The following is a 13680-nucleotide window of genomic DNA, read 5'->3' as shown; positions in this document are numbered from 1 at the left end:
TGCTTGTTGCTTGTTGCTTGTTGCTTGTTGCTTGTTGCTTGTTGCTTGTTGCTTGTTGCTTGTTGCTTGTTGCTTGTTGCTTGTTGCTTGTTGCTTGTTGCTTGTTGCTTGTTTATTATTATTATATCCGATTTTACGTGAAAAACAAGCGTTGAAATCATGATTTTCTCCCCTAGATTAACCCGATCAAAACCTTGGCACAAAATTTAGAATCCCAATTTTCTCCGCCAACACATCTCGTATTTTATACTACATTTTACAGTTGATTTTTATCTGATTTTCATCGTGTCGCCGGCCTGTTTATCTCAGGTTATCGTAAACCGATCCGTCGATGATCGTCTTCTCGCAAAGAGATAAATTGCTGAAGGGATGCCCACTGAAAATGGAAATATCGGCGTCTTTCCCTACTTCCAAGGACCCCACGCACTCTTCCAGCCCCAGGAGTTTCGCCGCGCGTAACGTCACCGCTTCAAAAGCTCTCTTTTCCGACAACCCTCGCGCGACGCAGTAGCCCACGTGGGTAGGGAGATATTTGATGTCGGACGCGGTGTCCTCTGTAAGGCAAAAATTGATCCCTGCCTTTTCCATGAGGCCCGGAGTTTCGAGTTTGCAGCCCCATATTTCCATTTTCGACAGACTCATGGTCAAGGGCCCCACGACGCAATCAATTCCATTTTCCTTGAGGTAATCAAGAATCTTGTACCCCTCCGTACAATGCTCCACCGAGAACTTTAGGTTAAATTCTTTGCAAATTCGGACGGCCGTGACGATGTCGTCAGCCCTGTGGGCATGAACGCGGCATTTCATTTCGCCACGTATCACCGGTAGCAGCGACTCCAATTTGAAATCGGGCTTGGGCTTCTTGTCAGGGTCGGACTTCGCCTTTTCGAGTTGATCGGCGTAAACTTGGGCGTTATACAACGTTTCTCTCAGTATAGCGGCGACACCCATGCGGGTCATGGGCATCTTCTTGTCCGAACCGTACACCCGTTTTGGGTTTTCGCCCAGGGCCATTTTCATGTGTTCCGAGCCTAGAATGGCGATGTCAAAAACGGTATTGCCTTTTTTCGTCTTGAAGCTGATGCCCGTGCCCCCTATGACGTTGGCGGAGCCGGGACCGGTATAACACGTCGTAAAGCCCGCCTTTCTCGCGTTTTCGATAGCGACGTCGTGGGGGTTGAGCGCGTCGATACCGCGAATGTGGGGCGTGATGGGATTGCTCATCTCGTTGAGATCCAGCGCGCCTGGAGTCACAGGCATGGTCTGGGGTTCGTTGAGCGTCGAAATATGGGTATGAACGTCGATAAACCCTGGGGTTACCCACTTCCCCGAAGCGTCTATGACCTGCGCCTCGCTCGGTATCTCAAGGCCGGCGCCGACAGCGACTATTTTGGATCCGTCCACCAACACCGAGCCGTTTTGAATGATTTTCTCTGCCCCCGCGACGGTAACGATAATGCCTTCCTTGATTGCCAACAATTTTTTCATCCCCTTTAAAATAATCGCGCTCTTTTCCTTCAATGAGCAAATGAGCATCAGTATAGTCTATAAAAGAGTTCGAGGCTAGAGACGTGCTTTGCTCCGCGCTTTTTGATTTATGTCTTCCCCCGGCGCTCCATGATAAAATTCAAACGCGAAGAAAATACGAGTCCAGATGGTTCTCGTCGAGGCGGGAAGGGGATGCGCTTTTGGAAATTTCTCTTTATCGGCGGTATCGTCCTCAAAAGTTTTCCGAGGTGGCAGGGCAGTCCGCGGTAGTAAACGTGCTGAGCAAGAGCGTCGAGCGCTCTCTGGTGGGGCACGCTTACCTTTTTTCTGGACCCCGAGGTTGTGGCAAGACGACGGTCGCGCGACTCTTGGCGAAGGCGCTCAACTGTCTCTCTCCTGTGGATGGCCACGAACCTTGTTGTGAATGCAAAAACTGCCTCGCCATCGCGGCGGGAGATAGCCTGGACGTCATCGAGATCGACGGTGCTTCGAACAACAGCGTGGACGAGGTGCGGGAACTCAAAAGCCACGTGGCCTTGGCACCTTTCGCGTCCCGCTACAAGGTCTATATCATCGACGAAGTGCACATGCTTTCTATCGCCGCCTTTAATGCCCTCCTGAAGACACTGGAGGAACCACCCGCCTACGTGGTCTTCATTCTGGCTACCACGGAAGCTCACAAGGTCCCTGTGACCATTCGCTCCCGCTGCCAACACATTCCCTTTCACCGCATCGGGACGCGGGAGATCTACGACCGGTTGACGTGGGTGTGCTCCGCTGAAAAGATCGCTTACGAGACTGAAGCCCTTTGGGAAATCGCCCGCCAGGCGGACGGCGCTTTACGCGACGCCCTTTCCATGCTGGAGCAGGTGGCGGGTTTGGGTCGGGCGGAGATCGCTTTGTCCGACGTGGAGACAACATTGGGACAGGGAAGCCGGCCTTCTTTGGAGCGATGGATCACCGAATTACGCAAAGGGAACTCGGACGTCTTTCTCGCCTTGAACCGCGTCTTGGCCAGCGGCGCTTCACCTCAGCGCTTCGTGGAAGAACTCTTTTCCCTTGTTCGCAATCTCTGGCTGACGGGCAAGTGGAACAACGTGTTGGATGCGTTGGATACCTCGGAACAGGAAAAAGAATTTCTGAAGTTGGAAGCGCCCCTTTGGGATCCCCGATACCTAGAGGCTATCATGCGGTTTTTGTCAGAGCTGTTGCCGCAGATCCGCATGGGGTTGCGAAACGACGTCTTGAGCGGGCTCCTGATGCTTCAGATGACTCACCTGAAAGAAGATCCAGTGAAAGAAGATCCAGTGAAAGAAGATCCGGAGACCTCGCCTCTCGCGAAAACGCCACAAGCGCGGGAGAAAACTTCCACTCTTCCCGCCGCCGTGCCCACGCCTCCCGCCGCCGCGCCCTTCTTGTCGGAGCGGCCTCTGCTGGAACGCGCCCCGGCGAAAACCGCGTCACCCCAAAAACAAAAATTAGAGGAAAAAGCGAACGAAGCTTGGGAGGCAGCAAAGGAAGTTCTTCCCGCCCCCCTGAACCCAGAGGGTTGGGCGCCTTACCCGGAGGATCGGTGGGACGAAGTTCTGAAAGAGCTTTGCGAAAAGGAGTTTACGCTTTACTGCGCTCTGATGGACGCTCGCCCCTTCGAGGACACTCAAGAGGGGAGTGTCAGGATGATCTTGGACGTGGCGCATCCGTATTGTTTTGAGGTCCTGAGAATCGACCGGAACAGCGCGGTATTGAAGGTTTTTTTCAAACCCCATTGGGGAGACCGGGAAATCCTTTTGTGCTGCGGAGAGCGATGGACTTCCTGTGCGAGCGTGAAAAGCCCCGCGGACGGCAGGAGAAAAAGCGGAAAAAGCGCGGGCAAAAAGCCCGCTCCAAGCCGCGGTACCGAACCGGAGCGCTTCGTATCGGCAAGTTTCGCGCCTATGGACATTGCGCTGATGGACGAAGACATGACGTTTGCCGAGGCTGAAGCTGAAGGAAAGGCTTCCGCAGGGGGAATTCCCTTTGAGGGATTGGTCCGCGAGGTGACGCGCTGGTTGAGTGGAAGTGTGATTCTGGCGCGCCGCGGCGCCGATGAAGAAAACGAAGAAAACGAAGAGAGCGGAGAAACTGAAAATAGCGAAGGAACATCGGGGAAAGGATTGGAATGAAAGAAGATGAATAGAAGATGACGCGACCCTTTGTACACCTGCACGTGCATACGGAGTACAGTTTATTGGACGGGGCCATCCGCACGGCGGAACTGGCGCGAAAAGTCGCGTCCTGGGGAGGAGCGCCCGCCGTGGCCATGACGGACCACGGGGCCATGTACGGTATTGTGGAGTTTTACGAGCAATGCCGAGCGAAAAACGTAAAGCCTATTTTAGGCTGCGAAATCTACGTGGATCCCGACGGACACCGCTCGCGTGAAAAAAAAGGAAAAAACAACCATCTCCTGCTGTTGGCGGAGAACGACCAAGGCTATCATAACCTGATAAAGCTGGTGTCCATCGCCAACACGGATGGGTTTTATTATAAACCCCGCATCGACCACGACCTTCTGGCGCGCTATAACAAGGGATTGATCGTGTCATCCGCCTGCCTGGCTGGCGAGATTCCCCAGTTGATCCTGGCGGACAAGGAAAAAGAGGCCAAGAATCGCGCCCTGCTCTATCGAGACATCATGGGCAAGGACAATTTTTTTCTAGAAGTCATGTTCAACCAGATTACCGCTCAAGCGGTGGTCAACAAAGCCCTCATCCGAATTTCCAAGGAAACGGGCATTCCTCTGGTGGCCACCAACGACGCCCACTATCTGGAACAGGAAGACTACGATTGGCACAAGATCCTGCTCAAGGTCAACACCCACGCCGACGAGTCGGACGACACCTTCGGGTTTGCCAGCAACGACTTCTACCTGCGAAGCCCGGAGGAGATGGACAGGCTTCTGGGGACGGAGTTGCCGGAGGCCCTGGACAACACCGTCGCGATCGCGAATCGATGCGACGTGTCCCTCAACCTGGGGTCCGGCACCTATCAGCTGCCCAGCATGGACCTCGCGGACGGGACGACTCTCGAAAAGGCCCTAGAAGACGAGGCCTGGAAGGGATTATCCCTGCGCTTACAAGGGGATCCTCCGGAGGAGTACAAAAAACGCCTCGCCTATGAGCTGGGCGTGATCAACAGCATGGGATTCGCGGGATATTTCCTGATCGTGTCCGGCATCATTCAGGCCGCGAAAGACCGGAACATCCCGATAGGACCGGGTCGAGGCTCCGCCGCCGGGTCCCTTGTGGCTTGGAGCCTTCGCGTCACGGACCTAAACCCCCTCCAGTACGGACTGTTGTTCGAGAGGTTTTTGAACCCCGAACGCGTCAGTATGCCCGATATCGACACCGACGTCTCGGACAAGGGGCGGGAGGAGCTTTTGAAGTACATCGTCGAGCGCTACGGCAGCGACAAAGTGTCCCAGATCATCACCTTCGGGCGCATGAAAAGCCGCCAGGCGGTGAAGGATGTAGGGCGGGCGATGAGCATGGAATACGCCACGATGGACAAGGTGGCCAAGCTGATTCCCTTCGGAGCCAAGAACATCCCGGAGGCCATTCAAGCCGTCCCTGAGCTGAAGAGCATTATCGATTCGGAGCCTACTGTGGCCAAGGTCATCCAGGTGGCGGAGAAAATTGAGGGGCTAGCCCGACATCCGTCTCAGCACGCGGCTGGAGTTGTCATCACGCCGGTTCCCGTCACGGATCTGGTGCCCATCCGCCGGATCAAGGGAACGGACGCTAGCGGGGCGAATGCCCTGGATGTTAGCCAAACGGTGACTCAATACACCATGGAGCCCATCGAGAAGCTGGGATTGGTCAAGATGGATTTCCTGGGCCTCAGCACTCTTTCCATCATTGAGGAGGCTCTCGACAACATACGGATAAACGACAAGCCCGTCCCGGACATGAACGCCGTCCCCATGGACGACCCCGCCACGTACCGGCTTTTACAGGAAGCGGATACCCTTGGGATCTTTCAGTTGGAGTCGGGAGGGATGCGGAGGCTGCTTCAGGACCTCAGTGTGGATTGTTTCGAGGATCTCATCGCCGTGCTGGCCATGTACCGCCCTGGCCCTTTGGGGAGCGGCATGGTGAAGCAGTATGTGGAGTGCAAACACGGCCGCGCTAAACCGGAGTATCCCCATTCCCTTCTGGAGGGCATTTTGCGGGAGACCTATGGGGTTATTCTCTACCAGGAGCAGGTTATGCAGTGCGCTTCCATTTTGGCGGGCTATACTCTGGGAGAGGCCGACCTGTTGCGCCGCGCCATGGGGAAGAAAAAAGTGGAGGTCATGCGACAACAGCGGGCAAAGTTCGTGGAGGGCGCCGCGAAGAACGGCATCGAGAGCAAGACGGCTGAGCATATTTTCGACTTGATTCAGGAATTCGCCGGTTATGGGTTCAACAAGTCCCACAGTGCCGCCTACGCTATGATTTCCTACCATACGGCGTATCTCAAGGCCAACTATTGCAGCGAGTTCATGGCGGCTTACTTGTCGAGTCAGATGAAGGCCAAGAAAGAGGTGCTGGGCAAACACGTCCGCGAGGTGCGTCGCGGCGGCGTCAAAGTCCTTCAGCCGGATATCAACTCGTCTATGGAGAGCTTCACGGCCGTGGGGGACGTGATCCGCTTCGGTCTGGGGGCCGTGGCCAAGGTGGGACACTACGCGGTGAAGGCGATTATTGCCACCCGCAACAACGGAAAGTACACGTCTTTGTGGAATTTCATCTCGCGGGTGGGTCCCGAAACGGTCGGTAAGGCCACCGTAGAAAACCTGATCAAGGCCGGAGCCTTCGACGAGATCATGCCCAACAGGACCCGCCTGGTGACGGCGTTGCCGGACCTTGTCCTGACGGCTCAGAAAAAAAACAGAGACAAGGGGCAATATTCGCTTTTTGATTCTCTGGAGACGGAGGAGAGCGCGGAAGAGCCGGATATGCTCGAGGTGGAGGAAGAGAAGGCGTCCGTGAAACTGGAGCATGAAAAAGAGGTTATGGGCATCTATATTTCGGGACATCCCTTCGACGCTTCCGAGGAAAAAGCAAAAAAATACGCCACCTGCGCGATAGGAGAACTTTCTTATTGGAGGGGACCCATCCCAGCCAAGGTAGGGGGTATAATTCTTTCCGTAACCGAGAAGTTCACCAAGGCGGGCAAACCGATGGGAATCATGACCCTGGAGGACTCCGACAGCAACATCGAAGCGACGGTCTTTCCCCGTGACTGGGAGGTTTTGAAAGGACAGATCCAGACGGGGGAGGCCTATGTGGTGGAGGGAAAACTGGGCGACAGAGAGCCGAGGAACTTTATCGTACAGAAAATGACGCCCTTGGAGAGCGGGTTTTCCAATAGCCCAGAACTGGTTCGCATTCGTTTGAGGGCGGACCTCGTCGCGGAGAAGCTGGACTTCAAAAGTTTTGCCGTGGCGCTGAAAGACTGCCCAGGAAGGTCTCCCGTCCTCTTAGAATTGGCGGACGATCATGATTCTTGTGTTTTATCGTTGCAGGGGGTCGGCGTCGGCACAGTCGATATCCTTCAAGGTCGATTGGCTGAACTTTTGCCGCCAGGAACGTTCGAAGTCGCGTAAACGCGCGGTTTTCGGAACGCGAAGCCATTTAAGTTTTTGGCCGAAAAACAAGGGGTGTTTTTGATGTTTGTGAAAATCGTCTGTACCATAGGGCCGGCCAGTGAACAGTACGAAGTGTTGAAGGGCATGACCGAGGCGGGGATGAACGTGGCGCGCCTCAATTTCAGCCACGGGGACTACGCGGGGCACAGGCGTAAATTGGATTTGATACGGCAGGTGGAACGCGATCTGGATATTCCCATTCCCGCCCTGCTGGACACGAAAGGACCAGAGATTCGCACGGGCGAGGTGGAAAATGGCGAGCTCAATCTGGAGGCGGGAAAAGTGTTGGTTTTGACCGAGACGCCCTGCTTGGGAACCACCGAGCGGGTCCACGTGAATTGCCCGACGCTCTCGAAGTTCCTCGCCCCCGGACAGGTCATCTATATCGACGATGGAACCCTTCGCCTTGAAGTGGAGGATGTGGAGGGAGAGGACATCCGGTGCAGGGTCGACGTGGGCGGCCCCCTGCGGAACACCAAAGGCGTCAACGTCCCCGGCGCAAGCGTTCCTCTGCCGGCTCTATCCGACAAAGATAAAGAGGACATCTCTTGGGGCGTTCGGCACGGCATGGAATACCTGGCTGTCTCCTTTGTCAAAACCCGTTCGGACATTATCGAGGTCCGCAAGCTCTTAAAATCTTTGAACGGCAACATGAAGATCATCGCCAAAATTGAGACTTACGAGGCCGTTCAGAACATCGCCGAAATCATCGAGGTGGTGGATGGCATGATGGTCGCCCGGGGCGATCTGGGGGTTGAAATACCCACGGAGGACGTTCCTCTTGCCCAAAAGCACATTATCGAGCTCTGCCGCTCACGAGGCAAGGCCGTCATCGTGGCAACTCAAATGCTGGATTCCATGATACGAAATCCGCGGCCCACCCGAGCTGAGGCCAGCGACGTGGCCAACGCCGTTTTGGACGGAACGGACGCGGTGATGCTGTCAGGAGAGACCGCGTCGGGGTCTTATCCGGTGGAGTCCGTGGCGACCATGCGGCGCATTGTGGATAAAACGGAAAAAGAGTTGCAAATCTGGAGCCTTCCTTACCGTCAAAAATCCGCCGTGGTGGGCGTGCCGGACGCCGTCAGCGACGCGGCTGTCCTGGTGTCCAAGCAGGTGGGGGCTTCGGCTATCATTTCCTTGACAAAAAGCGGTTCCACGGCCAAGATGATCAGCAAGCATCGTCCTACCTGTCCTGTGTTGGGAGTCACCTCTCTCCAATCCACTTGGAGAGAGCTAGCCTTATGGTGGGGTGTGCATCCCGTGAAATCTCACGAGATGACTGACATCAACGTCGCCACAAAGGAGGCCATCTTGGCCTGCGTCAACAAGGGGCACGTGCGGGAGGGCGAGCTTGTCGTGATTACAGCGGGTCTTCCTCTGGGCTTGGCGGGAACGACGAATATGGTGGAGGTCCTCACGACGGGCGAGATCCTTTTGATGGGCGTTCCCCTGGTGAGAAAAAACGCCACGGGGAAGGTGTGTGTAGTCCGGGACATTCGGGACCTGGAGGAAAAAATCAGCGACGGATGCATTTTGGTGGTGCGCTACCTGAGCCACGAGTACAACTCTGTGATTGGAAGAATAGGAGCGGTCATCTCGGAAAGCGACGCGAATATCGAGGGGAATATTCTGGCGCTGGAGCGCAATATCCCCTGCGTCATCGGCGCCACGGATGCCTTGTCTGTCCTGACGGACGACATGGAGGTGACGGTGGACGGCATGAAAGGCCTGATCTACCGCGGGCAGGTGGAGCTGGTCATTTGATCGCGCGGTTGATTTCATGTGGGCTAATATAAGATTTTTTTTAGATATCTTCATCGTCTCCGCGATCATCTACAGAATTTTGGCTTTGATGGTGGGGACCCGAGCGATTCAGCTCGTGAAGGGATTCCTGATGCTGGGTACCTTTGCGATGGTGGCGTCCGTGCTGGAGTTTCGGTTGTTGTCCTGGTTTCTCAGCCGGAGCCTTTGGGCGTTGGTGATTGCTATCCCTATTGTTTTTCAGCCGGAACTGAGGAAAATGCTGGAGGAGATAGGGCGCGGAAATTTGTGGCGTCAGCGCATGGACCTAGAGCAGGCCGAAAAACTAAGCCGGGAGATCGTCGCGGCTTTGGGTTATATGAAAGCCAATAAGATCGGCGCGCTCCTCGTCCTCGAACAGGACACCGGCCTCAAAGATTACTGGCGAACGGCGGTGAGACTTGATGCCCAGATTTCTCAGGAGCTGCTCATCTCGCTTTTCTGGAAGAATAACCCGCTCCACGATGGAGCCGTGATCATGAACCGAAACGACATCATCGCGGCGGGGTGTTACCTGCCGCTGACGGAGAACCTCGACATTTCGCGCTGGTATGGAACACGGCATCGAGCGGCGTTGGGCATTACGGATGTATCCGACGCTATGGTTCTGGTCGTTTCCGAGGAGCGCGGTGAGGTGGCTCTTGCCTACAACGGGCACCTCTCGAAAAATTTGAAGGACGCTCAACTCCAGAAGTTGTTGTCATATTATTTTTCCGGAGTCCGAGAGGCCACCAACAAGGGCCTCAAGGGCAGAATTTTGAATCTGTTGCGACCGCTCTGGTCCCGATAGGCGAAATAACGAACAATACGCGAGTAAGTACGCGAGTAAGAAAGTAGGACCCGCCTTTGATAAACGTATTGAAAAAATTTGACGATGTGCTAACGTCCCCCTGGTTCTTGTGGGTAATATCTGTGACGGTTGCCGTGAGCATGTGGTTTTACGTTACAGAAACGGTGGGGGCCTCCAATGCGAGGCGTGAATTTTTGTGCCGGGTGGAGTACCGCAATGTGGCGCCTGAGTTGGGGGTGAGAAACTCGGTGCAGGAGGTCACGATTGAGGTGGAAGCCTCGGAGAGGATCATGGATCGGTTAGAATACGATTCCATCCTGTGCGTTGTGGACCTCAAGGGCTTTTCGGCGGGAAGGTATCGTGAACTCGTAAGGGCGGTGATACCGCAAAATGTGAGGCTAGTCAATGTCAGTCCCTCGACGGTGGACATCGACTTGGTCCGGCTGGTGGGGCGGGTGTTTCCGGTGGACGTGACCCTGCCTCAGGATATTCCAGCGGGGTGGTACTTGGAGAGTGTGGAGGTCGTTCCTAAGGAACTCACCGTTCAAGGCACAGGCAGGGATCTGGCAAAGATAGGATCCATCAGTATCGCTCCCACCGTTCAGGAACTCGAAAGGGGAAAAGAATTGCTTTTGCCCGTGAAGATTTCTCAGTCGGAACCCTTCGAGGACGAGGTGACCTTTGAGCCGGCGCAGGTAAGGATGAACGCGGCTCTGGTAAGCGGTCTGCCGAGAAAAAAAGTGGCCGTCAACGTCAGATTGAGCGGTAGGCCTTCGATGGATTACGCGCTGCGCTCCGTTACCACGGATCCTGCGGAGGTTTTCCTACAGGGCCCGAAGGAGAAGCTGAACACGGTCTCCGCGATCGACACAGAGACCGTGGAGATTTCCCAACTCTCGGCGGATCAAACTCTCGTGGTACCCCTGCGCCCCTTGCAAGATGAAGAAATAACCACCGTCGACGTCAAATCGGTCAAACTTTCGCTTCAATTGGAACCCATCATCGCCCAGAGGCGGCTGTCTGGAATTCCCATTGCTGTGGAGGGCGCGGTGAGCGGCGAAGATCCGGGTCGAAAAAAATGGAACCTGAATCCCGCGGTCGTCGACGTGACCATTGAGGCGTCCCCGTCTCTCATTGAGGTGTTCGATCTTGGCGCGTCTGGGCTCAAGACCTTTGTGGACGTGTCGAGTATTTTCCTTCGGAGGACGACGCTGCCTGTGCGAGGAACGATCACGTCGAGGGACTTTAAAATAACCCAAATAGAACCCTCCACAGTGACCGTGAGCGCGACGGAAGAATGACGGAACAGTGACCGTGAGCGCGACGGAAGAATGACGGAAAAACGTAGTCAATAATAGCGGGGATGATGGGAAGGATGAGAATAGAGAGGCGTGGACGCTTTGAACGAGAGTAAGAATACGAATCGCAGTAAGCGGGTCCTGTTTGGCACGGATGGTGTTCGAGACGTCGCCAACGCTGGCGGTATGACGCCGGAAATGGCTCTCAGGTTGGGGCGCTCTTTCATTCTGTTTCTGGCCGAACGGGGGATTCCCCGTCCGCGAATCGTGGTCGGAAGGGATACTAGGCGTTCGGGGACTATGTTGGAGGGGGCTCTGAGCGCTGGGATGTCCTCGGCTGGGGCAGAGGTTCTTTCCGTGGGGGTCATTCCTACTCCGGGGGTGAGCTTCGCGGTACAGCACGTGGCGGCGGACGGCGGCGCTGTGATCAGCGCGTCCCACAATCCGGCGGAGTACAACGGCATTAAATTTCTCGACCGGGATGGCTGCAAGTTATCCGACGAGGCTGAAATCTGTATCGAAGAGTACCTGGACAACCTTTTGACGGACGATTGGCGGCCCACGGGGGCGTCCGTGGGGGAGATTCGTTTTTTGCCGGGCATTGTACAAGTTTACGCGAATCATCTAGCTTCTCTGGTTCATCATAAAGAGTCATTGCCCGCTTCCGTGGTGGTGGATTGCGCCCATGGCGCCGCGGCTACCGTGATGCCTTTTCTCCTGGAAAGGTTAGGCGCGGAGTGGTCCCTGGTAGGCGCCAGCCCTGACGGGTTGAATATCAATGAGGGCGTGGGAGTCATTCATATGAATCATCTGGCGAACCAAGTCGTCAGTCTAGGGCGTGAAATGGGCTTTGCCTACGACGGAGACGCTGATAGGATGCTGATGGTCGATTCCAAGGGACGCACGATCGACGGCGACATTGCCATATGGGTTTTGGCCCGCTGGCTGGCGGCTCGAAACGAATTAGGATCGGGAGTAGCAGTGACCGTTATGAGCAACATGGCCTTGGAGGAGCGCCTCGCCCGGGAGGGAATCCAACTTTTCCGCTGTTCCGTGGGAGATCGCTACGTCCTGGAGACCATGAGGCAATTCGGCGCCGGGCTTGGCGGCGAGCAGTCCGGCCATATTATCGCCAACGCCCATTCTCGCACAGGAGACGGGCTATGTACCACGATCATGATGTTGAACGCCTGCCGGGACATGAACGAGGACATTGACACCCTGGTGGATCGTTTTGGCCGTTATCCTCAGCGCCTCAGCAACTTGACCATAGCCGAAGCGCGTCGCGTCGACATGGACTATGTGGACTCCCTGTCCCGCGAGGTTCAGAAGCGAATGCGGGGAAGCGGCAGAGTGTTCATCCGCCCATCGGGAACGGAACCACTTCTGCGTATTTTGGTGGAGGCCAAGGATTTAGACTTGGTCGAGGAGGTTTCGGAACACCTTACCAATGTGCTCAGAGAATATTGTTCGTGATTTGTGATTTATAAAAGGATTTGCAATTTGTAAAAGGAGAGGTTTCGATGTTCAACCGGAGCGTCACGAAATGTCTTTTCCCCGTTGCGGGATTGGGAACGCGTTTTCTGCCCGTTACGAAGGAGATCGCCAAAGAAATGCTGCCACTGGTAAACCGCCCCATTATTTCCTACGGCGTCGAGGAAGCGCTAGAATCGGGATGTTCCGACATCATCATGATCACCGGCCGTACCAAGAGATCGATAGAAGATTATTTCGATAGCTCTTATGAGCTGGAAAGCCTCCTGGAAAAACGGGAGCAGAAGGAACTCTACGAGAAAATCCGAAAAATCTCGGAGACGACCAACATTCTCTATGCCCGACAGAGCGAGCCTTTGGGATTGGGCCACGCTATCCTTTGCGGCGAGCCTTTTTGTCGCAAAGAACCTTTCGGAGTTATCCTTCCCGACGACGTGTTCGTTTCCGATGTGGCGGTCCTGCGCCAGTTGGTGGATGTTTACCGGGAACGTGGCGGAACGGTCGTCGCCCTGGAAAAAATCCCTCCCGAAGAGGTCTCTCGTTATGGCATCGTTCGTTCAGAGATAGAAAGCAGCGGCATCCATCGTATTCTCGACATGGTGGAGAAACCGGATCTTACAGTGGCTCCCAGCGACTACGCTATCATGGGCCGCTATGTCCTCTCTCCATCCATTTTCCCCTTGCTGGCGGAGAAAAAAGTAGGGGCTGGAGGGGAAATCCAGCTCACGGACGCGATAAAACGCCTTTTGAAAGACGAACCGGTCTGGGGAGTTGTCTACCGCGGCAGGCGTTTCGACTGCGGCACACAAAAGGGATGGTTGGCGGCAAACGTGCAGTTGGCTCTTGACGATCCCGATCTGCGTCCCATCATTTTAAAAATCGTGGAGGAGTCACGCCAGGCTTGATTTTTTGATTTTCGTGAGTTAGAGTCGTTACGATAAAGCGATGAGAAAGCCAACGGCTTCAGCCGTTGAATGAGATTGAATGAGATTGAATGAGAATTGTAACGCCGCCGTTGGCGGCGTTTGTTTTGTATTTGGTTTCTTGCCATATGTCTACTTTCATGTTAAACTCCTTTTATGGCTTATCAACGATGGATTCATTCGAACACATCTGTGTTCAATATTGGCTATCAT

The 13680-nt window shown here is 54.9% G+C and carries 8 protein-coding genes; 7 read left to right on the top strand and 1 reads right to left on the bottom strand.

Annotated elements, in window-relative coordinates:
* Positions 1–300 precede the first annotated feature (300 nt).
* Positions 301–1488 (bottom strand): amidohydrolase, encoded by a 1188-nt coding sequence (locus tag LBJ36_10715; protein MDR1379507.1) that lies wholly within the window; start codon positions 1486–1488, stop codon positions 301–303.
* Positions 1489–1688: 200 nt separating this feature from the next.
* On the opposite strand from LBJ36_10715, the gene dnaX reads away from it, so the two are divergent.
* From dnaX to galU, 7 genes are all read left to right on the top strand, one after another.
* Positions 1689–3650, top strand: a complete 1962-nt coding sequence (gene dnaX, locus LBJ36_10710; GenBank protein ID MDR1379506.1) for a DNA polymerase III subunit gamma/tau — start codon at positions 1689–1691, stop codon at positions 3648–3650.
* Between the two features lie 17 nt (positions 3651–3667).
* The gene (gene dnaE / locus LBJ36_10705; GenBank protein ID MDR1379505.1) at positions 3668–7117 is read left to right on the top strand and encodes a DNA polymerase III subunit alpha; all 3450 of its coding nucleotides are present in this window, start codon (positions 3668–3670) and stop codon (positions 7115–7117) included.
* 63 nt (positions 7118–7180) lie between these two features.
* Positions 7181–8926: a pyruvate kinase gene (pyk, locus tag LBJ36_10700; GenBank protein ID MDR1379504.1), complete on the top strand. Its 1746-nt coding sequence runs from the start codon at positions 7181–7183 to the stop codon at positions 8924–8926.
* A gap of 16 nt (positions 8927–8942) precedes the next feature.
* Positions 8943–9752, top strand: a complete 810-nt coding sequence (gene cdaA, locus LBJ36_10695) for a diadenylate cyclase CdaA (GenBank protein ID MDR1379503.1) — start codon at positions 8943–8945, stop codon at positions 9750–9752.
* 107 nt (positions 9753–9859) lie between these two features.
* A complete protein-coding gene (locus LBJ36_10690) occupies positions 9860–11053 on the top strand; it encodes a hypothetical protein (GenBank protein MDR1379502.1) in 1194 nt (397 codons plus the stop codon).
* A 99-nt stretch (positions 11054–11152) separates the two neighbouring features.
* Entirely contained in the window at positions 11153–12526 is a 1374-nt protein-coding gene (glmM, locus tag LBJ36_10685) for a phosphoglucosamine mutase (GenBank protein MDR1379501.1), read from the top strand.
* Between the two features lie 47 nt (positions 12527–12573).
* The gene (gene galU / locus LBJ36_10680) at positions 12574–13449 is read left to right on the top strand and encodes a UTP--glucose-1-phosphate uridylyltransferase GalU (protein MDR1379500.1); all 876 of its coding nucleotides are present in this window, start codon (positions 12574–12576) and stop codon (positions 13447–13449) included.
* Positions 13450–13680: the final 231 nt, after the last annotated feature.

The organism is Synergistaceae bacterium (assembly GCA_031267575.1).
GTDB lineage: Bacteria > Synergistota > Synergistia > Synergistales > Aminobacteriaceae > JAIRYN01.
This window is presented reverse-complemented; position numbering and strand designations above follow the sequence as displayed.